General features: G+C 66.6%; 28 protein-coding genes, 1 CRISPR repeat array and 1 riboswitch. Of the genes, 10 read left to right on the forward strand and 18 right to left on the reverse strand.

Annotation, left to right across the window (positions count from 1 at the left end; all coding sequences use genetic code 11):
* Positions 1–80: 80 nt before the first annotated feature.
* On the forward strand, positions 81–1,100 hold the full coding sequence (locus AC07WJ_RS28880) for a peptidyl-alpha-hydroxyglycine alpha-amidating lyase family protein (RefSeq protein ID WP_494938154.1): 1,020 nt from the start codon (positions 81–83) through the stop codon (positions 1,098–1,100).
* 16 nt (positions 1,101–1,116) lie between these two features.
* Positions 1,117–1,563, forward strand: a complete 447-nt coding sequence (locus tag AC07WJ_RS28885; protein ID WP_494938155.1) for a GFA family protein — start codon at positions 1,117–1,119, stop codon at positions 1,561–1,563.
* Positions 1,564–1,634: 71 nt separating this feature from the next.
* On the opposite strand, the gene thmT (AC07WJ_RS28890) is transcribed toward AC07WJ_RS28885, so the two are convergent.
* The 6 genes from thmT (AC07WJ_RS28890) to AC07WJ_RS28915 all read right to left on the reverse strand — a co-directional run bounded on the left by thmT (AC07WJ_RS28890) (position 1,635) and on the right by AC07WJ_RS28915 (position 6,448).
* The gene (gene thmT, locus AC07WJ_RS28890) at positions 1,635–1,829 is read right to left on the reverse strand and encodes a 2-hydroxymuconate tautomerase (RefSeq protein WP_494938156.1); all 195 of its coding nucleotides are present in this window, start codon (positions 1,827–1,829) and stop codon (positions 1,635–1,637) included.
* A 503-nt stretch (positions 1,830–2,332) separates the two neighbouring features.
* On the reverse strand, positions 2,333–3,316 hold the full coding sequence (locus AC07WJ_RS28895; RefSeq protein ID WP_494938157.1) for a LysR family transcriptional regulator: 984 nt from the start codon (positions 3,314–3,316) through the stop codon (positions 2,333–2,335).
* A 46-nt stretch (positions 3,317–3,362) separates the two neighbouring features.
* The gene (locus AC07WJ_RS28900; protein ID WP_494938158.1) at positions 3,363–4,139 is read right to left on the reverse strand and encodes an alpha/beta fold hydrolase; all 777 of its coding nucleotides are present in this window, start codon (positions 4,137–4,139) and stop codon (positions 3,363–3,365) included.
* Positions 4,140–4,159: 20 nt separating this feature from the next.
* Entirely contained in the window at positions 4,160–4,555 is a 396-nt protein-coding gene (thmT, locus tag AC07WJ_RS28905; RefSeq protein WP_494938217.1) for a 2-hydroxymuconate tautomerase, read from the reverse strand.
* Positions 4,444–5,589: an FAD-dependent oxidoreductase gene (locus AC07WJ_RS28910; protein ID WP_494938159.1), complete on the reverse strand. Its 1,146-nt coding sequence runs from the start codon at positions 5,587–5,589 to the stop codon at positions 4,444–4,446. The genes thmT (AC07WJ_RS28905) and AC07WJ_RS28910 overlap by 112 nt, the downstream gene beginning before the upstream one ends.
* A gap of 28 nt (positions 5,590–5,617) precedes the next feature.
* On the reverse strand, positions 5,618–6,448 hold the full coding sequence (locus AC07WJ_RS28915; RefSeq protein WP_494938160.1) for an alpha/beta fold hydrolase: 831 nt from the start codon (positions 6,446–6,448) through the stop codon (positions 5,618–5,620).
* Positions 6,449–6,907: 459 nt separating this feature from the next.
* On the opposite strand from AC07WJ_RS28915, the gene AC07WJ_RS28920 reads away from it, so the two are divergent.
* The 3 genes from AC07WJ_RS28920 (at position 6,908) to proX (ending at position 10,198) form a co-directional block, all read left to right on the forward strand.
* Positions 6,908–8,161, forward strand: a complete 1,254-nt coding sequence (locus AC07WJ_RS28920) for a quaternary amine ABC transporter ATP-binding protein (protein WP_494938161.1) — start codon at positions 6,908–6,910, stop codon at positions 8,159–8,161.
* 12 nt (positions 8,162–8,173) lie between these two features.
* The gene (locus AC07WJ_RS28925; RefSeq protein ID WP_494938162.1) at positions 8,174–9,085 is read left to right on the forward strand and encodes an ABC transporter permease; all 912 of its coding nucleotides are present in this window, start codon (positions 8,174–8,176) and stop codon (positions 9,083–9,085) included.
* 66 nt (positions 9,086–9,151) lie between these two features.
* Positions 9,152–10,198 carry a glycine betaine/L-proline ABC transporter substrate-binding protein ProX gene (gene proX / locus AC07WJ_RS28930; RefSeq protein WP_494938163.1) on the forward strand — a complete coding sequence of 349 codons (1,047 nt, stop codon included), beginning with the start codon at positions 9,152–9,154 and terminating at the stop codon, positions 10,196–10,198.
* 11 nt (positions 10,199–10,209) lie between these two features.
* On the opposite strand, the gene AC07WJ_RS28935 is transcribed toward proX, so the two are convergent.
* The 4 genes from AC07WJ_RS28935 to AC07WJ_RS28950 form a co-directional block, all read right to left on the reverse strand.
* Entirely contained in the window at positions 10,210–10,848 is a 639-nt protein-coding gene (locus tag AC07WJ_RS28935) for an NAD(P)-dependent oxidoreductase (RefSeq protein WP_494938164.1), read from the reverse strand.
* Between the two features lie 114 nt (positions 10,849–10,962).
* Positions 10,963–11,916, reverse strand: a complete 954-nt coding sequence (locus AC07WJ_RS28940; protein ID WP_494938165.1) for an MBL fold metallo-hydrolase — start codon at positions 11,914–11,916, stop codon at positions 10,963–10,965.
* A 118-nt stretch (positions 11,917–12,034) separates the two neighbouring features.
* Positions 12,035–12,421, reverse strand: a complete 387-nt coding sequence (locus AC07WJ_RS28945) for a hypothetical protein (protein ID WP_494938166.1) — start codon at positions 12,419–12,421, stop codon at positions 12,035–12,037.
* The gene (locus AC07WJ_RS28950) at positions 12,418–12,864 is read right to left on the reverse strand and encodes a VOC family protein (protein ID WP_494938167.1); all 447 of its coding nucleotides are present in this window, start codon (positions 12,862–12,864) and stop codon (positions 12,418–12,420) included. The genes AC07WJ_RS28945 and AC07WJ_RS28950 overlap by 4 nt, the downstream gene beginning before the upstream one ends.
* A gap of 114 nt (positions 12,865–12,978) precedes the next feature.
* Here AC07WJ_RS28950 and AC07WJ_RS28955 point away from each other — a divergent pair, with 114 nt between their 5' ends.
* Together AC07WJ_RS28955 and AC07WJ_RS28960 are read left to right on the forward strand one after the other, a co-directional pair.
* On the forward strand, positions 12,979–13,617 hold the full coding sequence (locus AC07WJ_RS28955) for a CGNR zinc finger domain-containing protein (RefSeq protein WP_494938168.1): 639 nt from the start codon (positions 12,979–12,981) through the stop codon (positions 13,615–13,617).
* A 123-nt stretch (positions 13,618–13,740) separates the two neighbouring features.
* Positions 13,741–14,397, forward strand: a complete 657-nt coding sequence (locus AC07WJ_RS28960) for a dihydrofolate reductase family protein (RefSeq protein WP_494938169.1) — start codon at positions 13,741–13,743, stop codon at positions 14,395–14,397.
* Positions 14,398–14,440: 43 nt separating this feature from the next.
* A CRISPR array of direct repeats spans positions 14,441–14,930; the repeat unit is 32 nt; unit sequence GTTTCGATCCACGCCCCCGCACGGGGAGCGAC.
* Positions 14,931–15,482: 552 nt separating this feature from the next.
* On the opposite strand, the gene AC07WJ_RS28965 is transcribed toward AC07WJ_RS28960, so the two are convergent.
* The 4 genes from AC07WJ_RS28965 to thiM form a co-directional block, all read right to left on the reverse strand.
* Positions 15,483–16,553, reverse strand: a complete 1,071-nt coding sequence (locus tag AC07WJ_RS28965; RefSeq protein ID WP_494938170.1) for a TRAP transporter substrate-binding protein — start codon at positions 16,551–16,553, stop codon at positions 15,483–15,485.
* A 4-nt stretch (positions 16,554–16,557) separates the two neighbouring features.
* On the reverse strand, positions 16,558–17,355 hold the full coding sequence (gene thiD, locus AC07WJ_RS28970) for a bifunctional hydroxymethylpyrimidine kinase/phosphomethylpyrimidine kinase (RefSeq protein WP_494938171.1): 798 nt from the start codon (positions 17,353–17,355) through the stop codon (positions 16,558–16,560).
* Complete coding sequence (gene thiE / locus AC07WJ_RS28975; RefSeq protein WP_494938172.1) at positions 17,352–18,029, reverse strand: thiamine phosphate synthase; 678 nt, start codon at positions 18,027–18,029, stop codon at positions 17,352–17,354. Before thiE ends, thiD begins: the two co-directional genes overlap by 4 nt.
* 12 nt (positions 18,030–18,041) lie before the next feature.
* Positions 18,042–18,821: a hydroxyethylthiazole kinase gene (thiM, locus tag AC07WJ_RS28980; RefSeq protein WP_494938173.1), complete on the reverse strand. Its 780-nt coding sequence runs from the start codon at positions 18,819–18,821 to the stop codon at positions 18,042–18,044.
* Positions 18,818–18,927: riboswitch (TPP riboswitch) on the reverse strand. It overlaps the preceding gene by 4 nt.
* Positions 18,928–19,155: 228 nt before the next feature.
* On the opposite strand from thiM, the gene AC07WJ_RS28985 reads away from it, so the two are divergent.
* Positions 19,156–19,392, forward strand: coding sequence for an Lrp/AsnC ligand binding domain-containing protein (locus AC07WJ_RS28985; protein ID WP_494938174.1), 237 nt, complete (start codon positions 19,156–19,158; stop codon positions 19,390–19,392).
* Positions 19,393–19,827: 435 nt separating this feature from the next.
* Here AC07WJ_RS28985 and AC07WJ_RS28990 read toward each other — a convergent pair whose 3' ends face one another.
* Positions 19,828–21,612, reverse strand: coding sequence for an autotransporter family protein (locus AC07WJ_RS28990; protein WP_494938175.1), 1,785 nt, complete (start codon positions 21,610–21,612; stop codon positions 19,828–19,830).
* Between the two features lie 592 nt (positions 21,613–22,204).
* Between AC07WJ_RS28990 and AC07WJ_RS28995 the strand changes: the two genes are divergently transcribed.
* The gene (locus tag AC07WJ_RS28995) at positions 22,205–22,819 is read left to right on the forward strand and encodes a hypothetical protein (protein WP_494938176.1); all 615 of its coding nucleotides are present in this window, start codon (positions 22,205–22,207) and stop codon (positions 22,817–22,819) included.
* A gap of 31 nt (positions 22,820–22,850) precedes the next feature.
* Here AC07WJ_RS28995 and AC07WJ_RS29000 read toward each other — a convergent pair whose 3' ends face one another.
* Entirely contained in the window at positions 22,851–23,960 is a 1,110-nt protein-coding gene (locus AC07WJ_RS29000; RefSeq protein ID WP_494938177.1) for a DegT/DnrJ/EryC1/StrS family aminotransferase, read from the reverse strand.
* 203 nt (positions 23,961–24,163) lie between these two features.
* A complete protein-coding gene (locus AC07WJ_RS29005) occupies positions 24,164–24,424 on the reverse strand; it encodes a hypothetical protein (protein ID WP_494938178.1) in 261 nt (86 codons plus the stop codon).
* 199 nt (positions 24,425–24,623) lie between these two features.
* Between AC07WJ_RS29005 and AC07WJ_RS29010 the strand changes: the two genes are divergently transcribed.
* A complete protein-coding gene (locus AC07WJ_RS29010; protein ID WP_494938179.1) occupies positions 24,624–25,340 on the forward strand; it encodes a hypothetical protein in 717 nt (238 codons plus the stop codon).
* 95 nt (positions 25,341–25,435) lie between these two features.
* On the opposite strand, the gene AC07WJ_RS29015 is transcribed toward AC07WJ_RS29010, so the two are convergent.
* Positions 25,436–25,861, reverse strand: a complete 426-nt coding sequence (locus AC07WJ_RS29015) for a hypothetical protein (protein WP_494938180.1) — start codon at positions 25,859–25,861, stop codon at positions 25,436–25,438.

Below are 25,861 nucleotides of genomic sequence, written 5' to 3' on the forward strand. Positions count from 1 at the left end.
CATCACGCCGGCGGCGCTCTCCACTGCCGGCGGATGCGACCGGCGAACCGGTCGGGCAGCGGCGCGGGAGGGCGCGATTCATGACGGAGCAATGGGGCCAGGACGCATTCAGCTTCGACGCGGCGCCGGATTGGGCGAAGCTGCCGGCCGGGATCGTGCTCGGCGATGTCGCCGGCATCGCGATCGACCGCCGCGACCGCGTCTATCTGTTCAATCGCGGCGAGCACCCGGTCGTGGTGCTGGACCAGGCCGGCAGCTTCATCACCTCCTGGGGCCACGGCGTCTTCACCAATGCCCATGGCGCCAGCATCGGTCCCGACGACACGATCTACCTCACCGACAATGGCGACCACACGGTAAGGAAATTCAGCCTGGACGGCCGGCTGCTGCTGCAGATCGGCGAGCCGAAGAAACCCGCCGCCTTCATGAGCGGAACGCCTTTCTGCCGCTGCACCCACACGGCGCTGTCGCCCAAGGGCGACATCTACGTCTCCGACGGCTACGGCAATGCCGCCGTCCATCGCTTCGCACCCGACGGCCGGCATCTCGCCTCCTGGGGTCGGCCGGGCAGCGGCCCCGGCGAATTCAACCTGCCGCACAACATCGCCTGCGACGCCGACGGCTGGGTCTATGTCGCCGACCGCGAGAACCATCGCGTCCAGGTGTTCGACGGCCATGGCCGCTACGAGACGCAGATCAACAACATGCACCGGCCGAGCGGGCTTGCCATCACGCCCGGCCCCTGCCCCCATTGCATCGTCGGCGAGCTCGCGCCCTATCAGCCGGTCAACCGGCTGACGCCCAATCTCGGTCCCCGCGTCAGCATTCTCGACCGGTCCGGCAAGCTCCTCTCCCGCATCGACCGGGGCAAGGGCGCGGGCCTGGAACCCGGCCAGTTCGTCTCGCCGCACGCGATCGCGCTCGACTCGCAAGGCGATATGTATGTCGGCGAGGTCGCGGCCACCGACTGGCTGGCGGTCTTTCCCGACCAGCCGAAACCGGCGGCGCTCGGCCGCTTCCAGAAATTCACCCGGGTGGCGGCGAGCGCGGCCGGCGGACCGGACGAGACAGCCGCCGGGCGGCGGGCGCAGGTGGGGTGAAAGAGGGATGACGGCCATGACACGCGGTATCGAGGGAGGCTGTCGCTGCGGCGCGGTCCGCTACAGGCTCGCCCTCGACGCATTGCCGCGCAGCTATGCCTGCCACTGCCTGGATTGCCAGACCTGGAGCGGCAGTGCCTTCAGCCAGCAGGCCGTGATCGCCGAGAGCGCCTTCACCGTGACCGGGCCGGTCGCTCTGTATGAACTGACCTCGCCGAGCGGCCGGATCTCCCGCCAGCGCGTCTGCGCGACCTGCCACACCCGGATCTACAACACCAACAGCGCCCGGCCCGAACTGGTGGTGCTCCGCGCCGGCACGCTCGACCGGAGCGACGAGCTCCATGTCGTCGCCCATATCTGGGCGAAGCGGAAACAGCCCTGGCTCGTCATCGCGGACGACGTGCCGCACTGGCCGGAAGCGCCACCGCCGGAAGCGCTCCTGACCGCCCTGAAGCACCCCTGATCGGGATGCTGCCTGTCCCTACCGTGGCCCGCGCGAACCTCCGCGGCAGGCGCGCTCCCCGCCGCAGCCGATCAGCTCTTGGCCTTTTCGCTGGCGAGCGTGCCGCCCGCGCCCCAATGCGCCGGCGAGAACTCGGTGATCATCACCTGAACCTGGTCGGGCGTGCTGCCGCAGGTGCGCACGAAAGCCTCGGTCAATTCCCTGGTCAGCTTGCTCTTCTGCTCGCTCGTGCGTCCCTCGAACATATCGACACGGATGATCGGCATGGTGGTCTCGTCCCTTGGTGAGGTGGGTCTTGCATTGAACCCGCCCTTGTCGCCCGGCAGGGGCATGGCCGTCCACCGTGACGAGGGCAGATGGCCGTTGCACGCGGAGATGGGGCGCCGCCAGGGAAGACGCCTCGCGGGGATCCCCGACAACATGTTGCCCCGTTGGACCGGACCCATCGGCTCCGGTGTCTCATGCGGCATGCCATGCGGTGATCGGGCTCTATCGATCGGCGCTCTCGCAAGAGAGCCATGGCCCTCTTCAGACTCTCACCCGGCGCCTGACGGCGGCGTCAGCGCATTCCGACCGAAATTGACAGGCCCGCCTCGACCACGAGCTTGCCTCCCCCGTTTCGATCCACGCTCCCGCGAGGGACCGGCCGCCGCGGCAAGAACACAGTACCGCCGCTCGGAAAATTCCACCTTCTCCGCAAACCGGGCGACCGAAGACTGTCCGTCCGAGCTTCACGCAGGCGGTTCAGAACATCTTCCGAACGCGACTTTCAGGACACCGTGTCCTTGGCGTAGATCCGCTTCTCCTCCGGCGTCCTGAGCACGACCTCCTTGAGCACGTCGATGAAGGCGGCCTCGGTCGCGCTCGGACGGACCCGCCCATTGGTGATCAGGAAAACGTCGATGGGCATGACGTCCTCATAGGGTGGCAGGCGCCAGAGGATGCCGTCCCGCACGTCGCGTTCGGCGATCTGGACCGGGATCGCACCGATGCCGAGCCCCGAGACGATCATCCGGCGCACCTCTTCCAGATTGTTCGCGACGCCGGTGGAGGGCATGGCGAATTTCACCTGTTTGGTCAGCTCGGTGATCGACTGCAGCGTGTCGGACTCGATCGAGGAGCGATAAATGATCGCCGAATGATCCTGCATTTCCGCGAGATCGATATCCCTTCGTCCGAAGAACGGATGGCTCGCTCCGCAATAAAACGCGCAATACTCCTTGAAGATGTGAAAATACTCGAATTCCGGCCGCTTGCTGAAGATCGGCCCGATGCCGAAATGGATCAGGCGGTCGGCCATGGCCTCCAGCATCTCGCGGCTGTTCATGACCGTTGTGGAGATGGTGGCGCGCTTGTAGCGCTGATGGAATTCGAACAGCGACTGATCGATCAGCCCGCTCGTCATATGGCTCGCAATGGTCAGCCTGACATTGCCGGTGAGCACCTCGCCCGGATCCTTCAGCAGCGCGGAAATGCGGTCGATCGAGCCGCAGATTTCCCGCGCCTCCCGATAGAGCAGCTTGCCGGCCTCGGTCAGCCTGAAATGGCGTGGCCCACGCTCGACCAGTTGATGGTCGAGTTGCCGTTCGAGGTTTTTCAAGGCAGCGCTGATCGCCGGCTGGCCACGCCGCAGAAGCTGGGCGGCGCGCGACAGGCTCTCGACCTCGGCGACGACGACGAAAGTGTAGAGCAGGTTCCAGTTGATATGCCGCGAGAGAGCCATCAGATACGCGTCGCCTTGATCAGGGGTCATCGATCCTCCTCATCGATAGGGTGCGGGCGGCGTGGGCTCAAGGGTTTCAGGGTGCGGCGACCGGGATGGCCGGCGGCCGCCTGAGGAAGTCACGGATCTCGGCCGCGACCTGCGCAGGCACCTCCGTCAGGATGCCGTTCTTCAGGCCGGCGATGACGACCAGCCTGGCATCGGCCAGGCGGCTTGCGATGAAGGTGGCGACATCGGCCCCGGCGGCCCTGGCGAACTCGCCGGTCAGCACGAGCGTCGGCGCGCCGATCCGGGCGAGCCAGCCGTCGATGTCGGTGCGGTTGTAGAGCGCATAGGTCCGGATGAATACGTCGTCGTCGATCGTGTCGAAATGGCTCAAGCGGTCGCGCAGGGCCTCCGGGTGCTCGGCGACGAAGCGGTCGGTGTACCAGGACTTGACCAGGGTCGACATGGTCGCCTTGACGCCCCGGAACCTCAGGCTGTCGATCAGCGCGTCGGCCGCCTGCCGGTCCGCGGCTGTGCGGGCGGCGGGTGCGGCCAGCAGGCCGAGCGCCGTGACCCGGTTGGGGTATTTCAGCGCGTAGGCGGCCGCGATGACCGCGCCGAGCGAATGGCCGACAAAGGCAGCCCGGCCGAGGCCGAGCTCCCCGCGCAGGTGCTCGAGATCCTCGACAAAGGCCTCGATGTCCAGTTGGGCGGCGTCCTCGGACGCCATCCCATGGCCGCGCAGATCGTAGGAGACGCAGCGGAAGTCCTGGTCCAGATGACCGATCACGCCCGCCCAGGTCTCGTGGGTCGAGCCGTTGCCGTGAACGAAGATGATCGGATCACCCTGGCCTTGCACGAATGCCACCTGCGCCTCCCCGGCCGCTATCAGCTTTTGGCTTTTTCACTGGCGAGTTTGCCGCCCGACCCCCAATGCTTCGGCGAAAACTCGGTGATCATGACCTGCACCTGGTCGGGCGTGCTGCCGCAGGTGCGCACGAAGGCGTCCGTCAGCTCCTTCGTCATGCTGTTCTTCTGTTCGCTGCTGCGTCCCTCGAACATTTCGACACGGATGATCGGCATGGTCGTTTCGTCCTTTCGTTGTGAGGCAAGATGGAGTGGTTGACTGCAGGCACCCGCCGATCGACGACGGCAGGTGCCTCGATACGGCGTTACAGCAGGGGCCGGTGGTCGAGCGCGCAGCGCAGGCTGCGCCGGAACCGATCGGTCCTGGCGACGATCGGCAGGATCTTGCTCCTGAGCCCCAGCAGCTTGCGCGGCCAGCGCGTGCCGACTGCGCCATAGAGATAAGACATGCGCTGGGTCTGCAGGATGTAGGGCCGCTCGCTCGCCTCCCAGGTCTTGAGCGCCGCTTCGACATCGTGGGCGCCGGTCAGCGTGCGCGCCAGCACGACCCCGTTGACCATCGCCACACAGGCCCCCTGCCCGAGGTTCGGCGCCATGCCATGCGCGGCATCGCCGATGATGCACACCCGCCCTTTCGACCAGGACGAACAGTGGACATTGTAGAACGGCCGCCAATGTTCGGCCGGATGGCGCGGCAGGCGTTCCAGATATTCCCGGTACCACGGATGCGATTCGACCCAGGCCTCCAGGTTGAACGGCTGCTGAGTGCGCCCGGCAATGTCACTCTCCGGGCAGCAGAGGAACACATAGTGCTGATCCTTGCTCGCCGGCGCCATGCCGATGCGACGGCCGCCGCTCCACATTTCCACCCGGCGCTCGTCCAGGCTGTCGCCCGGCTTGCGCGGGATCAGGTGACGGCCGCAGCCATCCTTCAGCTCGATGATATCGGTGGCGAGCTTGAGGGAATCGCGCACCTTGGAGAAGACCCCATCGGCGCCGATCACCAGGTCGGCCTTCGGGCCGTAGCCACTCTCGAATTCCAGCCGCCCCTCCGGATCGGCGCCCAGCACCCGCGAATTGGTGACGATCTCGACACCGTGGTCCATGGCGCATTCGGCCAGAATGCGGTGCAGCTCGGTGCGCAGCACGACGATCAGCTCCGGCACGACGTCGTCGGCCCGGCGCAGCTCGATCTCGCTGTGATTGTGGTCGAGCAGCGCCCGCGGCGTTGTCGAGCGCACGCCGACCTCGGCGATCCTGTCATAGACGCCGATCTCACGCATCGCGTCGAGCGCGTTTTCCCAGAGATAGAGCCCCGCGCCGATCTCGCGCAGTTGCCGCCCCTTTTCATGCACGCGGACCTTCCATCCGCGCTGCGCCAGCGCGGCCGCGGCGGCGAGCCCCGCCAGTCCGGCACCGGCAATCTCGGCCGTCGGTTTCGTCTCGCTCATTGCCATGCCTCCGTCCCTCGACCGCCCATCACTGCCTCCGGCCCGACCGGATGAAGCGCCGGAGCTCGGCCGCGACCCGCTCGGGCGCTTCCATCAGGATCGAGTGTTTCAGGCCCTCCAGGATCACCAGTTCGGAGACGGGAAGCAGATCGTGGATGATCTTGTTCAGCCGCGGATTGCAGGCGCCGTCGAGTTCGCCGGTCAGCACCAGCGAAGGCGCGCCGACCTCATGCAGCCACGGCGCCATTTCCGTTTCGGCATAGATGTGGAAGACGTTGAGGAAGACCGCCGCGCTCATCCCGGTGATCTGGGCCAGGCGGGCCGCGACGATATCCGGGTTGGCCCTGGCGAAATCGTCGGTGTACCAGCGGTTCACCAGGGTGGAGAGAATGTTCGGAATGCCGTCGCGCTCCATGGCGGCGACCACGCCGCGCACTTTGGCGCTGTCGTCCTCGGTGCGCGCGGCGGCCGTCGACAACAGCCCCAGCGTCTTCACCCGCCGCGGGAACCGGCGGGCATAGGCCGGCCCGATCATCCCGCCAAGCGAATGACCGGCGAAATGCGCCTGCTCGATGCCGAGCTTGGCCCGCAGCGCTTCGAGATCGGCGACCAGCGCGTCCAGGCCGAACGGGCCGGCCGGCAGCGGCGAAACGCCATGGCCTCGCAGGTCGTAGGAAATGCACTGGAAGTCGGCCTTCAGATGGCTGACGATCCCGTCCCAGGTGGCGTGCGAAGCACCGATGCCGTGGATCAGGAACAGGGCCTCGCCTTCGCCTGCCGTCCAGTGGGCGCAGTCGATCGCGTCAGGCAGATCCTTGAGTTCTCCGTCCGTCTTGCTCGTGGTTGTCCCGCTGGTCATCCCGCTTCCCTGCTTCGTCTCGCGGCGCTCGATTGGCCGATCCGGAGTGACTATGCGGGGGTGATCGATGCATCGGTCAAATCGATAATTTCAATTTCATATTCGTTTATTTTGATGACAGGAGCCAACCCGTTACGGTGCCGGGAATGCCCGTTAAGCCATCAATAAAAACGAACTTGCCATGAAAATTATCGATTTGCTTTGTGAAGGCCATTTGCTCTCATGACCGGGCCGAGAGCGACGGATCCTCACGAAAGTGCCGGTTTTCCGGGCCTTCACGCCAAGAATGACGCCAAAGAGAAGAGCGCCGGCCACGGGCTGGCACGGCATGCAACGGGACATTGGGACCCATGACCGGTAGACCCCGTGACCGCTGACCCCATCACCGCTCGGACGCAAGATGCACCACAGGACCGGATCCGGCCGCCGCTGGCCGCAGGCAGAGAGACAGACCACCCCATGACGGCAAAGCTCGAGGCCAGCAGGCTGTTCAAGGTTTATGGCGCCCATCCCGGCGAGGCCATCAAGCTCGCCGGACAGGGGCTGCAATCGCGCGAGATCCTGCAGAGGACCCAGCAGGTCCTGGCGGTTTCGGATGTCTCGCTTGCCGTCGGCGAGGGTGAGATCTTCACGATCATGGGGCTGTCCGGCTCCGGCAAATCGACGCTGGTGCGCTGCCTCAACCGGCTGGTCGAACCATCGGCCGGCGCGATCCTCATCGACGGCGAGGACATCGCCGCCGCATCGCCCGCCCGGCTGCGCGAGATCCGCCGCACCAAGATCGCCATGGTGTTCCAGAACTTCGCCCTGCTGCCGCACAAGTCGGTGCTGGAGAATGTCGAGTTCGGCCTCTATCTGCGTGGCGAGCCGGCCGCGGCCCGGCGGGCCAAGGCGCTCGAGGCGATCGAGCGGGTCGGCCTGTCCGAATGGATCGACCGGCGCCCCGAAAATCTCAGCGGCGGCATGAAGCAGCGGGTCGGACTTGCCCGCGCCCTCGCCAACGATCCCGATATCCTGCTGATGGACGAGCCGTTCAGCGCGCTCGATCCCCTGATCCGCGCCGACCTGCAGAACGCCCTGCTGAAGCTTCAGCGCGACATCAAGAAGACCATCGTCTTCATCACCCACGATTTCCATGAAGCGGTGAAGCTCAGCGACCGCGTGGCGATCATGCGCGACGGCCGCTTCGTCCAGGTCGGCACGCCGCAGGAGATCGTCCTGCGCCCCGCCGACGATTATGTCGCGAACTTCGCGCGCGACCTCGACCGGTCGAAAATGCTCTGCGCCGGCGACATCGCCCATATGCGCATCCCCCTGGTGACCGCCGACCTGTCGGCGAGTGCCGCTCTGGATCGGCTGCGCAAGGGCGACAAGGCGCATGCTCTCGTCGTTGATGCCGAGCGTATGCCGCTCGGCTATGTCTGCCGGCAGGAACTGGCCAATGCCGGAGACGGCCTCATCGGCCGGACGGTCTCGGCCTTCCAGCGCGACGCCGTCGTCTCGGCTGCCGGTTCCTCCGTCCTGACCAATCTGTTTCCTTCGTTTGAACAGCGTCTTCCGGTCGCGATCCTCGATGGCCAGGGCCGTGCCATCGGCGCCATGGATGCGAGCGACGTGCTGATGCAGCTCAACGACATGGCCGAGGGACGGCCACGGCGCGCCCTGCCCGCCGCCGGCGGTTCTGTCGAACCGGCAACTTCCAAAAGCGTTTGAAGGCTGTTCACGATGCACCGGCTTCCGAGTGAGTATTTCCTGCCGATCGACAAGCTGATCCAGGGCTTCGTCGACTGGCTCGTCTATGAGTGGCGCCCGGCCTTCCAGGCGATGCGCTGGCCGATCGCGCAGGTGATGAACGCCGTCCTCGACTTCACGCTCTACCTGCCCTTCTGGTCGGTGATCCTGTTTTTCGCGCTGCTCGGCTGGCGCTTCGCCGGCGCGTGGCACGGCCTGTTCTGTGCCGTCTCCTTCACCCTCATTGCCCTCATGGGGTTGTGGGACGAGGCGATGATGTCGCTGTCCATCCTGCTTACCGCCGTCTCGTTCTGCCTCATCGTCGGCATTCCCTTAGGCATCGCCGCGGCCCGCAGCGACCGGTTCTGGTCGGTGATCCGGCCGATCCTCGACCTCATGCAGACGACCCCGTCCTTCGTCTATCTGGTTCCGGTGGTCATGCTTTTCGGCATCGGCACCGTGCCCGGCATCATCGCCACCATCGTGTTCTCCATGCCGCCGATCATACGCCTGACCAATCTCGGCATTCGCCAGGTGCCGAGCGATGCCGTCGAGGCGGGCGAGGCCTTCGGCGCCACCGAGTGGCAGGCGCTCGTCAAGATTCGGCTGCCGCTGGCGCTGCCCTCGATCCTGGCCGGTCTGAACCAGACCTTGCTGATGGCCCTGGTGATGAGCGTCATCATCGCCATGATCGGTGCCGAGGGCCTCGGCCTCACGGTGTTGCGTGGCATCGGCGCGCTGGATGTCGGCCTCGCCGGCATCGGCGGCCTGTCGATCGTCCTGCTCGCCATCAGTCTCGACCGGATCACGCAGGGCCTGGTCCAGCGCACCAGCCGCAGCCGGGCCGCACGTCCGTCCGGTGAGGCGGCGCCGAGCTTCACGCCGGCCGAGGCCGGCGCCCACTGATCACGTATTCGACTGAACCAGGCCTGCCTTCACAACCGGCCTGGCAATCCAAAAGGGGAATTTCACATGGATAAGCGGTCATTTCTGGCGCAGTCGCTCACCGTGTTGTCGGGCGCGGCCATCGCCGCCGGCACCGGCGGACGGGTCATCGCGCAGGCGGGATTGCCGGGCGCCGGCCGAACGGTGATGCCGGCCCGGCCGAACTGGGACTCCTTCTGGTTCGGCCAGAAGATCGTCGACATCGGCATGGCGCGGCTCGGCTACAAGGTCGAGGCGCCGAAGACCCTGGCGCCCGCGGCGATCTTCACCTCGATCGCACGTGGCGACCTCATGTACAGCGTCGACACGATCCTGCCCAATCATGCCGACCTCTATGCCCGCACCGCCGAGCAGGTGATGCCGGTCGGCCCGGTCATGGACCCTGGTACGGTACAGGGCTACATGGTCGACAAGGTCACCGCCGACAGACACAACATCCGCTATCTCGAAGATCTCGCGAAACCGGAGATCGCGGCGCTGTTCGACCAGAACGGCGATGGCCGGGCCGACATGGTCGGCCCCTCCGCGACCTGGAGTGGCTCGTCCGCCGTCGCCCTCAACCACATCAAGTCGCTCGGCCTGGAGAAAACCGTCAATCTCGTGCAGGGCGAATATACCACGCTCGCCGCCGATGCCGTTGGCCGGTTCGCCGCCGGCAAGCCGATCCTGCTCTACACGTGGTACCCGAACCCGACCACGATGAAGCTGAAACCCGGCCGCGACCTGGTCTGGCTGGAGCTGAAGACCGTCTCATTGCCCGGCGACCAGATGAGCACCTACAAGCCGATGCCCGATGTCGAAGGCTGCGCTTCCAATCCCTGCAATATCGGCTGGCTGCCAACGGTCTATTTTATCGCGGTCAACCGCCGCTGGGCCGCCGAAAACCCGGCGGCGCTGACCTTCTTCAAGCTGGTCAAGATGCACCTGAACGATCGCGCCGAACAGAATGCCCGCATGCTCGCCGGCGAGAACCGCGAACCCGACATCGATCGCCACGCACGCGAATGGATCAAGACCAACCAGGAGCGGTTCGACGGCTGGATCCAGGCCGCCACCGTTGCGGCAAGGGGCTGAGCCGAGGCCCCTCAATAAGCCACCGTAAACCGCCGCCGCCTGTGCGCCGGCCGCTCGGCCTCATCGAGCAAGGCCACGGCGAGATCCTCCATGGAGATCGCCGAGTGGCCGGCGGTGTCGACCAGCAGTTCGTCGGCGCCCAGCCGGTAGCGGCCGGTGCGGGTGCCCGGCTGCAGCAGGGCCGGCGGGCTGAGATAGGTCCAGTCGACCACCGGGGCGGCGCGGCAGGCCTCGAGCTGGCGGGCGCAGGCGAGCGCCAGCGCCCGGATCTCGGCGGGAAAATCGGGGTCGTCGATGACGGTGGCGCCGCCCGCGCCGGGAACGGCGAGGCTCGCCGCACCGCCGACCAGCAGCAGCCGCACCCCGGTTTCGGCAAGGCCTGCGAGCAGGGTCTCGGTCGTCGCCACCAGTTCGGCCTCCTGGCCCGGCACCGGGCGGGTGGCGCTGATGACCAGGTCCTGGCCCCGGCTCAGCCGGATGACGTCGTCGATCTTGCCGGCGTCGCCGAGCTGGGCTTCGGCGCCGGCGGCAAGCGCGGCGAGGCTCGCGGCATTGCGGGTGACGGCCACCACGGCGTGGCCGCGCGACAAGGCCTCGGTGACGACCCGCGAGCCGACGCTGCCGGCCCCGCCGAACACTGTGATGCGCATGATGATCGACTTTCCCATGGGAGATTTTGAAGACGGCACGGCCGATCGCGCGGGCTCGCGGCCCGCGGCGTCACACCGCGATGACGGAAGGCGGCGAGGCCGCCGCAGGTGAGCTCAGGCCGGCTGGCCCTCGCGATAGTCCATGGCCACGCCCGGCCCTTCGATGTGGCGTTTCACCGAGCGCGCGACCGCCGCCTTGGCGTCGTGCTCGATGTCGCCCCGGCCCCAGAAGGCTGAATGCAGCGCGTCGAAGTCGAGCGCCTGGAAGCGCGTTCCGATCCGCGCGACCTCGGCCGCGGGCAGCGGCGCGTAATTCGGATAGGACCACATGAACGACACGTGCCGCCTGTCGCCGGTGACCAGTACGGTGTCGCCGACCAGCAGTGTGCGCCGCTCTTCGAGATGCAGCACCGAGCTGCCGGGGAAGTGGCCGCCGAAGCGATGCAGCGACAGGCCGGGCAGGATCTGCCTGGTCTCGCCCGACCAGAACTGCAGGCACGGATCGGGCTCCGCCACCCATTGCCGGTCGGCTTCGTGCACCAGGACAGGGCAATCGAAAGTGCGGCCCCATTCAGCCATGGCGCTGTAGAAATGCGGATGCGAGATCGCCACGGCCTTGATCCCGCCGAGCGCGCGGATGATCTCGACCGTCGCCGCGTCGAGGAAACTGATGCAGTCCCACAGCACGTTGCCATGCGGCGTGATCGCCAGGAAGGCGCGCTGGCCAATGGCGAATTGCGGCATGCTCACGATGGCATGGAGACCGGGCGCGACCTTGCGGAACGCGTTGAAGCGGCCGGCCGCCAGCTCCTCGGGCGTCACCCATTCCTGCCCCGCCTTGGGCACGAGCTGCCTTTCATCCTCGCAGATGAAGCAATGGGCGGGCGGCGCGGCGCTGTCCGGATACTGGATGCCGCAGGCCTTGCACAGAAATCTCGGCATGATGTCTCGCCCTCCCAAGGCTGGCGCCGCATGCGCAAACCGGTCGAACCGGATCCGCGACGTCTTGAGTGAACGAGCTAATTGCTTGTCGCGCCGGCGGCAATATCGATCCGGCACAGTCACCATTCACCCACGGTGAACAACGGCCGGCGCCGGGCGGTTGATCCTTTCGCCTGCGTGCAATGCACCAAGGGGAGCCGCACAAGACCGGCTCTCCTCGGTGCAGGGTTTCGGTCCGCGGCGCTCAGGCCCCGGCCCGCTGCCGACCGAAAGCGCCGGGCAGGCTGCTCGACCTGATCTCGAAGATCTGCACGGTCTCGGGCAGCGCGATCAGATAGTCGGCGTCGCGGTCGAGATGCCGGATCTTCGTCGGGTCGCTGCCGGCGAAACGCGACATGGCCGCGACGTCTTCCCAGAACGAGATGACGACGAACTCGGTCTCGCCGCCGGCATCGCGGCGCAGCATCTGGACGCCGAGGGCGCGCTCTCGCAACTCGCTCACGCCCTCCGCGTCGAGATAGGCCTCGTAATCGTCGGCGCGCTCCCTGCGGGTGCGGCCGCGCCAGATACGTGCCACCGTCGCGCCGGCGCCCGCATTCATCCGGTTCTCGCCATTGCGCTCCCCGGTCATTGTCCGACCCGCCCTGCCAGGACCGCGAGGTAGTGCGGGTTGTGCATGATGCCGAAGACATTGCCGAAGGGATCGATGACGGTGGCGCCGATGAACCCCTCGCCGAAGTCGCGCGGCGGATGGAACGGCCTGGCGCCCATGCCGACCAGGCGGTCGAGCGTCGCCTGGATGTCGTCGACGTGCCAATAGGCGATGGCTCCACCAGGCGCCGGCGCGGAAGCCGCCTCGCCGCCGCCGAGCACGCCGATGAATTTCGCGTCGATGATGCCGAGCTCGTGCTGATAGTCGCCGAAGCGGAATTCGGCATAACCGGGCTTGTCCATATAGGGCGCGACGCCGATCACCTCGGCATACCATTTTTTCGCGCCGTCATGATCGGCCGCCAGATAGGCGACGGTGCAGACGCCGCGCGGCGTCGTTGTCGAAGATCGGGAGGCCGTCATGGGAAAACTCCTTGGTTGGCGACAGGCGAGGTGATAGTTGTCTAATGTCTGTATCCATTAGCATCTAATGCCTACACCCATTATATTAATGCCGGAAGAATGCAAGAGGTTCCCGTGAAGGCGATCACGACATCCGCGCTGTGGCCGCACCGTTTCGTTGGCGGCGCGCTCTGCCTCGATTTCATCAATTCGGTCGACGTGCCGGGCACCGCGCGCGAGCAGGACCTGTTCGTCGACTACGCGGCGATCCTGCGCTGGAGCCTGGCGCGCGGATCGCTCGGCCAGGCCGCCCACGACCGTCTGGCGGCCATGGCACTGAAGGCGCCGGCGGCCGCGGCGGCGGTCTGGGCCGAGGCGCTGGCGCTGCGCGCCGATATCCGGGCGCTGACCGGCGCGCTGCGGCGGGTGGACAATCCGGCGCCGCTGCTGCCCCGGCTGAATGAAAGGCTGTCCCGGCTGCCGGCCGCGCCGGCGCTCCGCTATGCCGGCGACGCCGACCGCATCGTCTTCGACCTGCCCGGCGCGCAGTTGGACGAACCGCTCTGGCCGGTGCTCTGGACCGCCGCCGCCCTGCTCGTTTCCGACGACACGCAAAAGCTCGGCGAATGCCAGGCCAGCGACTGCGACGCCATCTTCATCGACCACACCAACAACCGCTCGCGCATCTGGTGCGCGACGGAAACCTGCGGCAATCGCGAGCGCGTCCGCCGCGCCTATCAGGCCAAGCGGGCGGCGGGGCGGCAGCCGGGGTGAGGCGGCCCGTCGGCGACGGTTTTCGTCGCCGAGCGAAACCGGTTGCGACGCGGCCCAGGATGGCGCAAAAAGGAAACCAGTCGCCTTTTGCAATCACTTCACGTGAACCAGGAGGAGCTGCCCATGACCCGGCTGCGCGTCGAAAGTTTCACCATCTCGCTGGACGGCTATGGTGCGGGCCCCGCCCAGGACCTCGAAAATCCACTCGGCATCGGCGGCAAGGCCCTGCACGGATGGGCGTTCGAAACCCGCACCTTCCGGCAGATGTTCGGCAGCGACGGCGGCACGACCGATGTCGACGACCGCTTCGCCGCGCGCGGCTTCGACAATGTCGGCGCCTGGATCCTCGGCCGCAACATGTTCGGCCCGATCCGCGGCAACTGGCCCGACGACACGTGGAAAGGCTGGTGGGGCGACAATCCGCCTTATCACGTGCCGGTCTTCGTCCTCACCCACCACCCGCGCGCGCCGATCGCCATGGATGGCGGCACCACCTTCCATTTCGTCACCGACGGCATTCAGTCCGCGCTCCGCCAGGCGCAGGCCGCGGCCGGCGGCAAGGACGTCCGGCTGGGCGGCGGCGTCGAAACCATCCGGCAATATCTCAGCGCCGGGCTGATCGACGAAATGCACCTGGCCATTGCCCCGGTCCTGCTCGGCACGGGCGAACACCTCTTCGCCGGCATCGACACCGCCGGGCTCGGCTATCATTGCGCCGAACACGTGCCGACGGCGCACGCCACGCATGTCGTGCTGAAGCGGGGGCCCGGCGGCGCGTAAGACGGCCGAGGGCCTCGCCTCGCGCGCTCAACCCGAGGGAGGAATTTCGGTCCGTGCCCCCGTACGGGGAGCGACCCCGGGTCTCGATATCCGCTTCATGTTCTCCAACCCGTTTCGATCCACGCCCCCGCACAGGGAGCGACGACCTCGGCGATTTCGACGAGGCCGTGATCCTCGCGTTTCGATCCACACCCCCGCACGGGGAGCGACCCGGCGAAGGCCAGCAGGGCGCTGCTGTTTCGATCCACGCCCCCGCACGGGGAGCGACGCCGGTTCATCGGTATCGCTACCGGCATCGACGTGTTTCGATCCACGCCCCCGCACGGGGAGCGACTGGCCATCCATTCCGGCGAGCACGGTCAAGAACCAGTTTCGATCCACGCCCCCGCACGGGGAGCGACACGGTTAGGTTGGCCGTGACGCCATCCGCCGAAAGTTTCGATCCACGCCCCCGCACGGGGAGCGACCCAAGAAGCGCCGCAGCGCACCCGACCCGAACCTGTTTCGATCCACGCCCCCGCACGGGGAGCGACTCCCACGCGTCTAACACATTGCCGGGCAAGGCTAAAATCCGCCGCCTGCGCGAACCAGGCCTCCGCGTCGGCGCGACCAGCGCAAACAAAACGACGCGGCCCGGAAAACACCATTTGACAGAGGGGTTTGGCCGGCGCGCGAACCGCCCGGGCACCGGATGGGTGCTTCAGGTTCGCGCGGATCGCGGCGGGCTTGGCTCCGGATGCCTTGCATGACGGTTTGCCGTCCTTCGAGGCTCGCGCAAGGGCACGAGCACCTCGGGATGAGGGGTGTAGAGATTGACACCAGCCCCGATGCCAGGTGCGCTTCAACCGTCACGTTTCATGAGCAACATCAATGCCATACTCCAACAAACCTCATCCTGAGGTGCGAGCTCTCGCGAGCCTCGAAGGACGGCCTTTCCTTCGTGCAAGGCCTTGAAATATAGCCATTCTGAGACGCGTGCGAACGTTGGCCCGCCGGGGAGAGGCGGGGAGTGGCATTTCCCACGCGTGATCGCGAGAGGCGGCGCACTCAGACTCATCCGAAAGATGCGCGCGAACGCCGGGCCCTCAGGCCTCCCGCGCCCCGAGCGCCGCGTGCAGCGACACCCGGGTCCAGGGCGAGACGCGGGCCTGGAAGGCGGTGTAGCTGTCGCCCACCTTCTTCGCCATCGGGCTGCGGGTGCCGAGGTCGCGGACGAGATCGGCGGCGTGGCGGCGGGCAAGGCTCAGCATGTCCGCCGGAAAGCCGCGCAGCTTCACGCCATGGCTCGCCACCAGCACCGCCAGCGCCTCCATGTTGAGCTGCTCGATCTCGGCCAGCGCCACCGTCAGCTCGGCGAGGCAAGCGGTCTCCACCACCGCTCTCAGTTCGGGCTCCAGCCCGTCCCAGACGGCCTTGTTGACCAGGAACTCGCTCGCGCCGTTCGGCTTGTTGAAGCCCGGCGCATAATAGAACGGCGCCACCCGATAGAGGCCGAGCTGAATGTCGGCGCCCGGCGCGGTGAATTCGGCGGCGTCGATCGCGCCACGCTCCAGCGCCGGATAGATATCGGCCGGCGGCACGGCGAGCGCGGTGGCGCCGAGCCGCTGGAACAGCTCGGCGCCGAGCCCGACCATGCGGATCTTCAGGCCCTTCACATCCTCGGCCGATTGCAGCTCGCGGCGAAACCAGCCGCCCATGGAGACGCCGGTATTGCCGCCCATCAGCGGCTTGAATCCGAAACGCGCCGAGGTCTCGTCCCACAAGGCCTGGCCGCCGCCTTCGAGGATCCAGGCGGCATGTTCCGCCGGGGTGAAGCCGAAGGGAATGGCGGTGAAGAAGGCGGAGGCCGGCTCGCGGCCGATGCCGAAAAACGACGCGGTATGGCCGAGCTCGACAGTGGCATTGCCCACCGCCTCCTGCACCGCGAAGGCCGGCACCAGCTCGCCCGCGGCGAAGACCTGCACCGCCAGGCGGCCGGCCGACAGGGTGGTGATGCGGTCGGCGATGCGCTGCGCCGAAAAGCCCGGTCCGGGCAGGTTTTTCGGCCAGGCGGTGACCATGCGCCAGCGCCGTGCCGTTTGCGCCCGCGCGACCTGCGGGGCGGCGATCAGGCCGGCGGCGGCGGCCAATGTGGCGCGGCGGTCGAGACGGCTCATCGGCTCACCACCAGGCGTGGAAATGATGGGTCGGCCCATGGCCCTGGCCAATGGCGAGCCGGTCGGAGGCGGCGATCGCCTTGGTGACATAGTCCTTGGCCTCGGTCACCGCATGGCCGAGCGGCAGGCCCTTGGCGAGGCCGGCGGCGATCGCCGAGGACAGGGTGCAGCCGGTACCATGGCTGTTCCTGGTGACGATGCGGGGGGCCTCCAGCCGCGCCACCGTGTCGGGCAGAACCAGGAGGTCGACGCTCAGCGGGCCCGTGCCATGGCCCCCCTTCATCAGCACCGCCCGGGCGCCGCGCGCGATCAGCAGGCGGCCCTGCGCCAGCATCTCGTCTTCGCCCTTCGCCACCGGCTGGTCGAGCAGGGCGGCGGCCTCCAGCAGGTTGGGCGTGATCAGCATGACCTCGGGGATCAGGATGGTAGAGAGCGCGCTGATCGCCGCCGGGTTGAGCAGGCGATGGCCGGAGGCCGCCACCATGACCGGATCGAGCACCACGTTCGCCGCGCCGTGGCGCCTCAGGCCGGCGGCCACCGTGGCGATGACCTCGGGCTGCGACAGCATGCCGATCTTCACCGCCTTCACCGCCAGGTCGGAGAACACCGAATCGATCTGCGCCGCGATGAAATCCACCGGCACGTCGTGAATGCCCTGCACGCCGAGCGTGTTCTGGGCGGTCAGCGCGGTGATCACGCTGGCGCCATAGACGCCGAGCGCCGAGAAGGTCTTGAGATCGGCCTGGATGCCGGCGCCGCCGCCGGAATCCGAACCCGCGATGGTCACAGCGATCGCCGTCATGGCTGGTCACTCCCGATTTGGCGCGGTTCCGGCCGGCCCGCGGCAAAGGCCGCCTTCAGCACGGCCGCGGCCGCGCGCGGATCATCCGCCATGGTAACCGCCGACATGACGGCGACGCCGTCGGCGCCGGCCCGGGCGAGAGCGGCGGCATTGCTCGCATCGATGCCGGCAATGGCGCCGACCGGCAGGCGCGGCCAGCGGCGGGTGAACACGCCGCGGATCGCGGCAAAACCGTCGATGCCGATCGGCGGGTTCGGATTGTCCTTCGACGTGGTGGCGAAGACGCCGCCGATACAGGCGTAATCGATCAGTTCGACGGCGGCCGCTTCGGCCTCCGCGCGCGACGTGATGGTCAGGCCGATGATCGCCTCGTCGCCGAGCAGCCGGCGCGCGTCCGCCACCCCCATGTCGTCCTGGCCGAGATGGACGCCGTCGGCGCCGGCGGCCAGCGCGACATCGACGCGGTCATTGATCAGGAGCGGCACGCCCGAGCCGGTCAGCGCGATGCGAATGGCATGCGCGGTCTCGATCATCCTGGCCGTCGCCGCGCGCTTGTCGCGATACTGAATCAGCGTCGCGCCGCCGGCCGCGGCCGCCGCCGCCAGCTCCGCCAAGGGGCGGCCGCGCGACCGCTCGGGATCGACCAGGACATAAAGCGAAAGATCGGCCGTCACGGCAAATACCCTTCAGAGCACCCGGGCGCGGGTGGCGAGCTTGCCGGAATCGAGGCCATAGAGCGCATCGATATAGGCGCTGGCGAAACTGCCCGGGCCGTCGGCCTGCTCGGCCGCGATCTCGCCGGCGACGCCGGCCGCCACCAGGGCGCAGGCGCAACCGTCGAACGGATTGTCCGCGACCACCAGGAAGGCCGCGATCAGGGCCGCGCCGGCGCAGCCCATGGCGGTGACCTTGGCCATCAGCGGATGGCCGTTGGGCGTGCCGACCATGCGGGTGCCGTCGAGCACATGGTCGGTCTCGGCGGTGGCCGCGACGACCGCCTTCAGCGCGCGGGCATAGCTGTCGACCGGCTGGCCCTGGCTCAAGGCGGCGATTTCGGTCTCGTTGCCGCGCACCACCGTCGGGCCGCAGCCGGCGATCTCGCGGGCGAACAGCGCCCGGCTCGGCGAGCGCTCGATGAACACGGGATCGAGCACCCAGGGCAGCGCCTTGGCCTTGGCCGCCGCGATCGCCAGCCGGATGGCCTGGCGCCTGTCGTCGTCGAGCGTGCCGAGATTGACCAGAAGCGCGTCGGCCCCCTGCACGAAGGAGCCGATCTCCTCCGGCGAGGTGGTCATGGACGGCAAAGCGCCGATCGCCAGCAGCGCATTGGCGGTGAAGCCCTGGGCCACCCCGTTGGTGATGCAATGGATGCGCGGGTGGCGCGCCCGGATCTTGTCGAGCAGGGCGGCGGCATTCCAGGCGAGCGCGGCTGCGGCCATCACCGGCCCCCGTTCAAGACGAACCATCCGGACATCTCGGTTTCCTCCGCCGGCATGACCCGGTTCAGGTGCGACGGGTTGACCGCTCCAGCGGCCTCTCAGCCCTTGGCTTAGGGCACCCCGACGAGACAGGACCCATGTGGTAGGCCAAGCCGGCCGGGCCTGCAAGAGCGCTCCGCGCACGGCCCGTTTGCGCAGGCCGCCCCCGCCCGCGGTGCCGCCCTTGTGGAATTTCGCGGCTCATGCCGGGATCGCCCTTGCCGCCGGCCCCGCCGTCATGGAATCTCCCCGACCACAGCCTGGCCGCCCTTGCGGCCGGCACCGCCATCGTGGATTCTCCGCGCCGGCAAAGAGGCACGCCATGATCCCGTTTTTCGTCCAGATCAAATGCCAGCTCGGCAAGTCCTATGAGGTCGCCGCCCAGCTCGCCGACCGCGAGATCGCGTCAGAAATCTATTCGACCGCCGGCAATTTCGACCTGCTGGTCAAATTCTACGTCGAGCGCGAGGTCGATATCGGCCATTTCGTCAATGAGAAGGTGCAGGTCATCCCCGGCATCCAGGACACCCACACCATCATCACCTTCAAGGCGTTCTGAGCGGGTGGGCGCTTGAGAAGCGTGGCATCGCCCGAGAGGGTATCATCCCCAAAGGACGAAGCTTTCGCTTCGACCTTCACGGAACGCATGTGAACCACCACGTCACCCCCGGCCGACTGAGCGAAGCGAAGGAGGGGAAGGGGGGCCAGGAGTGGCAGGGCCTGTCGCCCAGCGCAGCGAAATCACTTGGACATATGCTCCGAGGGCGCGGTGAAACGGCTCCTGGCCCCCCTTCCCCTCGCTACGCTCGGCCGGCGGTGACATCGAGCCTTCAGACCAGCTCAGCCGAAACAGGCAGGCAACGCCAACGATCACCCGACGCAAGCAATGCAAAGTTCAAATCACCTTCCTCCCCCAAAACGCCGAACGCGCGACCCTTGGCGGGCCGCGCGCTGCGGATGGTGATGGAGGGAGGTCGGCCCCTGGCCGACGGGCCTACCAACTATAGCGCAGCCCGGCATTGGCGCGTATCGAGCGGTGGTGATCACCGAGCTCGCCGTCGATCGAGGTCGACAGCCGCATGCCGCCCGACAGCCGGAGCTCGGCGCCGATGGAAGCCAGCGCCGTATGGGTCGAGGGCCGGGCGCCGAAGACGGTGAAGCCGGAATTGGCCATGGCCTGGAAGCTCGCGTCGATCGAGCGGTCGGTCTTGGCCTGATAGCCCCAGGCGAGCCGCCCGAAGGTGATCAGCTCGCTGCCCGGCGCGACCTGGGTCTTGGCGTCGAGCCTGGCGCCGAGCTCGGTGCGGAGCGAGACGGTGCTGCGGCCGGCGAAGGTCAGCGCCAGGCCGCCGGTGGCCGGCGCGCTGAAGGTTTCGCCATAGCGCGGCGCGCTATAGCCGATGGCCTCGATCGCCGCGTATGGCGTGACGCCGAAGCCGGTCAGCCCGAAGCGCCAGCCGGTCTCGATGCGGCCGCCATAGGTCTGCGCGGTGACTCGCGACATATAGGTCTCGGCCGGCGCGCCGGCGGCGGTCCGGTTCATTTCGAAGGCGTTCCAGCCATAGGCGAGCGCCGCGGAGACATAGCCGTCGCCGAGCCGGGTCGAGCCGTAAAGGCCGATCTGAAACATGTTGCCGGTGCCGTTGCCCCGGTTGTTCAGGCCGAAACTGGTGCCCCCGCCGGCCAGCGCGAAACCAACCAGCGTATCCGCCGAAATGCGCTTGTCGGCACCGGCCGCCACGCCGAACAGCCCGGTGCTGGTCGTGCCCGAGCCGAAATTGGCATCGCCATTGATCCGCCCGCTCTGCGCGAAAGCCTTGGTCCAGACGCTCCAGCCGGCTTCACCCGGACGGGCGCGCGGATTGGACAGGTCCGCCATCTGGATCAGCGAGGGGCCGGCCTGGCCCGCCTGGGCGCCGCGGGCGCCCGCCATGGGGTCCAGCATGATGTTGAGGAACAGGCTGGAGGCCTGCAGCGCGGCCTCCTGGGTGGCGGTATTGTTCTCGCCCGACAGCTGGTTCAGGGCCGCCACCAGCGGCTGGCCCACCAGCACATAGGTCGGCAGGATGGCGGCGGGCAGTTGCGCGCCGCCGGCGACCGCATTGTCGATGCCGCGGGCGACATTGGTCGCATTGACCGGCGCACCGGCCGGCAGCGACGGCGACAGCGGTCCCGCCAGCATATTGGCGATGAAGGCCAGATCCTGGTTGATACTGCTCCAGGGCACCGTGCTGAGCTGGTTGAAATCCGGACCGTTGTTGATGAACACGAACTTGCCGCCGCTATAGACATCGCCCAGCGATCCGTAGCGGTAGCCCGAACAGCAGCCCTGAGGGATGCCCGAGGTGGTCAGCAGCAGCACATATTGCTGGCCCGAGGTCAGCGTGATGGTGCCGGTATTGAAGGTCACGGGGACATAGGTGCTACCGCTCGGCGCCGTCATCACCGCCGAGGTATAGAGCGCCGGTCCGGTGACCCGCTGCCCGACCGGATCCCATTGATAGACATAGGCCTGATATTGCGGCGCCGCCGACGTGTTGTTGCTGTTGAGATAGAAGGTGAAACCGGTGAGCTGGTGATGCGCCGCGTCCCCGGTGATGGTCTGGCCGTAGGTCGCGGTGTTGGTCACCCCCCAGGACGAGATGAAACTCGAGCCGTTCCAGCCCGTCGTGGTGTCAATCGTCTGGGCCTGCGCGCCGCCGCCCATGCCCATCGCGGCCAAGGCCGCGCCGCCCAGGAGCATCCGCCGCAACCTGCCGTAGAGGCCTGGCGCGCGCACCTTCCGATTGTCCAAATCCCGCGAAAACTCTGCTTTGCCGCCGCGCATGGCCCGCCCCATCGAAAAACCCGCCGCCGCCAAGTCTGTTTTTATACCGACCGTAACTCTGCGGAATCGGTGGGGATTACTTGGCCGCGCGGCAATATTCACTACCTTGCGGTGTGGAACCCGGCAATATCGCGGCTCAAGTTGCGGTGAATTGGCTGCATATGTTGCGGAACGGTAACACGTGGCGGTATCGGGACAGTGCAGGCGTGCCGCCCACGACCAGGCATCCATTGGTCGGCTCACGATATTTCAAAGAAAAGTCGACGGATCGGCGGCGGCGACTGAAACGAGCCTCGCACCAGAGCGCATCGATACCCTGGATTACGCTAGGTAATATTCAGCCTTTCAACAGCAACGCGACGCGCTGGCCGGCCTCACGGCCGTGACCTCGCCGGGCTGGCCGGCAAAGGCCCCGCCCCCTCCGAACGGAGGGTAGGCGCCGGCCGGTGTCGGGGCCATCCTGCCAGTGCAAGACGTGGCGCCCCGCGCGGCGCCGGACCGGCTGCTTCATCACGCGCAGCCCTTCGAAACGAGGAGACAGGACATGGCCTTCCGTCACCGCCGGGCATGGCCCGCCGCTCTCCTCGCCATGGCCATGGGCTGGGCGTCGCCGCCGGCCATCGCCCAGGGCATGGATCTCAATGCCCTGAACGCCCAGATGAACGCGCAGATGAATGCCCAGATGATGCTGCAGCAGCAGCAGATCGTGGCGCAGGTGATGCAGCTGCCGCATTTCCAGCAGATGTACCAGCAATATCGCATGCAGGGCGGCCAGATGCCGCCGCAGCAATATGCGCTGGAATATGCCGCCCGCGGCCGCTTCACCGCCGAGGGCATGCGGAATTTCCAGAACTCGCGCAGCCAGATCGAGGACCAGCAGCGCCGGGGCATGCAGGGCCTGCGCGAGGCCGAGGCCGCCCGCGGCCAGGCCCAGATGGGTTATTCCCAGGGCTACCAGCGCAACAACCAGGAATTCGGCAACCAGCTGCAGGGCAATTCGACCTATCTTGCCCCCAACGGCCAGCAATTCGTGCTGCCGCACACCCAGCCCGGGGTGCCCCAGCGCGACAGCCGCGGCAACACCTTCGTCATGGACAACAGCGGCCAGTACTACATTCAGACGCCCTACGGCTGGCAGCCCATGCGCCCGGCCTTCTGATCAGGGCCGGCGCGCATCGCACGCCGCGAGCTCAGTGGTATGAATTGACGCTGTCGACGACGTAATCCACTTCGTCCTGCCGCATATGGGCAAAGCACGGGAGATTGATCACCGCGCCCGCGACCCATTGGGCATTGCCATGGGAGATCCTGCCGCCGATATGGCCGGCGGCGCCCGGCTGCTCGCTCATGGCGCCGGGATAGACGACGCCGTAGCCGATATCCTTCGACTTCAGGAAGGCCTCGAAAGCCGGCCGGCTCTGCGGATCCATCACCGCGACCGAGAGATAGCCGTTCTCCAGCACGTTGGCGGCCGGCGCGATGAAGCTGAGGCCGGGCAGCCTGATCCGCTCGCGGTACTGGGTGCAAACCTTGCGGCGGCTGTCGAGCCGGGCGTCGAGATGGCGAAGCGACTCCAGCAGGAAATTGGCTTCATAGGCGCCCAGGCGCGAATTCCAGCCGATCATGCCATGGCCGTAATGGCTGATGCGGCCATGGTTGATCAGGATGCGGCAATCCCTGGCGAGCGCTTCGTCCTGGAAGAACACGCCGCCGGCATCGCCGCTCGCGCCCAGCACCTTGGCCGGATAGAAGCTCGTCGTGGCGACGGCGGCGCCGCCGATCAGGCTCTCGCCGCCGATTTCCGTGCCCATGGACTGCGCGCAGTCCTCGATCAGGATCACGCCGCGATCCCGGCAGAGCGCGCGGATCGCGAGCGTATCCGGACAGGCCCAGCCATAGAGGTGAACCAGCAGCAAGGCCTTCGGCTTGAAGGTCTCGATCGCCTGCTCGACCGCGGCGACCGTCAGATGCAGCGTCTCGCGCGACACATCGAGGGTGCAGGGAATGGCCCCGACATTCACCACCGCCTCGAAGGTCGCCCAGAAGGTCATGTCGGGAATGACCACCTTGTCGTCCTTGGCGACGCCGGCAGCGCGCAACGCCAGCTGCAGCGCATCCGTGCCATTGGCGCAACCGAGCGCATGGGCCGACTTGGTATAGGCCTTGAGCGCCGATTCGAACTGGCCCACCACCGGCCCCCCGGCGAAATGGCCATTCTTGATGAGCTGCGCGGTCTTTTCGGTCACGGTTTCATAAAAACCGGCCTCAAACCGCAAAATATCGATAAAGGGAACTTTCATGGCCTACCTCTGCGGGGCGATGGGAGGCCTTTTACGCGTTATCGTGAAAAAGGGAATTGAACAGGCATTACCGGAGATTACAGCGGTGCGCGGCGGCGGAACGGTGTTCCGGCCCGTGGGCGCGTCCGCGGGACGCGCGGTGGCGACAGGGACAGAGCTGGCCCGGACCACGCTGCCGCGAGCCGGCGGCCCTGCTCTCCGGTTCAGGTCCTGCCCAACTTCTCCGCCAGCCGCTTCAGCATTTCGGTGTTTTCCCTCACCGCCAGGGTGTTCTGCCGGTAGAGATCCAGCCCCTCGGCGTAGAGCCGATGATATCTGATGCCGAACAGGATGAAGACGGCAAGGATCGCGATCAGCGGCAACCAATTGATGACGAGAACCAGAAGATCCTGCACTTTGAAACCTCGCTGCGCCTGATATTGACGCGCGGAAGGCTCCCACAGGCAACCGGCGAGCTCAAGCACGGGCCCTGATGGCGTGCCGTCGCCTCCGGCGAGCGACAGATGCGTATACCAAGCCGCTCAAGCATATCCGTTCCAAGACGCACAGTGTAAGCTCTAGGATCGCGAGATACGAATCAAAATACTACCTTAGATTGATATAATCGGACCCCAAAATTTCCGAAACGTAAATTAGAGCTCAGAGGCCTTGACGATGGATCCCATGTCCAGCTTGACCCCAAGGCAGCAACTGCTGCTCAAGATCATGAGACCCAAGATCGTCACCCCATTTCGTTGGCTGGACGCCAGACGCGTGAAGCGCGCGATCGAAGGCTATCCCGTCTACTCACCACCCCACCGCCGCATCGACGGAAAGCAAAGAAAAATTCTTGCGCAAGAAAATTTCGAATACTTCATGGAACAAAAGCCAAGAAGGCTAGATAGTCTTGGTAATTTTCTCGCAAAATTCAACGTTAAAATAGGATATGACGATCGCGACCTGCTAAATTTCGCTACATGGGCGCATCAGTACGCGGGTCATCTCCTTGTGCCCACCGGCCAAACACCAATTGAAGCTTACGACGACAACCAGGGCACATGGACCGACGAACATAGGGGCTTAAATGTCGTCTGGGACGTTGGCTCCTATATCGGCGAATGCATCCTGGCGCGTAGATCTACCGCTTTCTGGGCACTCGATAAGGGCGATGGGAACCCAAGATCGCGCGAGGTTCGTGGGTATCTTCGACCGTGTATTTCCGGGGTAGGCCAATTCATCCGAGTAGATGTCATGGAATATGCAATGGACCACGTGCTGAACCGGCGGCGCGCTCTTTACTGGGGGGCAAAAAAAGCTGGCTCAGATGAAGGACCATTTAGCTTGGAACAGAACATAGCGATGTGGGCGTCTGCAGATCGAGAGCCTGAGAAGACATACTAACGGTAGATCTCATGCGGAGCGACGGAGAGCCTCTCCATTGGTCCGCGCGATATGCTCAGGGTGGCTGCCCAGCGCCGACAGGTCAGCCTCCCCCCTCACCTCACCTCCGGCCGATCCAGCAGGCGCACCTCCAGCACATCAGGCTCGCCGGCCTTGATCGTCCCGCTGATGATGATCCGGCGGCGCAAGGTGAACACGGCGCGGCCGCCCTCCACCCATTCGACGCTCTCGCCGGCCACCTCCGGCAGCGCCTGCAGCGAGGCGGCGAACCAGCCGGCGGTCGCGGCTGACGCGGCCAGGCTCTTGCAATCCGGCGCCGGCCCGGTCCCGAGCCTGAACACCGCCCCGATCAGTTGCCGGGCGGCAGGGTTGGCCGGGTCGCGGCAGTGCATCAGCACCGCCTCGCGCGCGCCATCGGGCGACGGCTTGCGCAGCAGCACCTCCTCCGTCGCCCAGGGCGAGCATGCGGCCAGAAGGCCGGCCGCCGCGATGGACAGGCCCAGGCGCCAACGCTTCGTCAT

Source organism: Phreatobacter sp. GW821-FHT04C01, assembly GCF_059420385.1.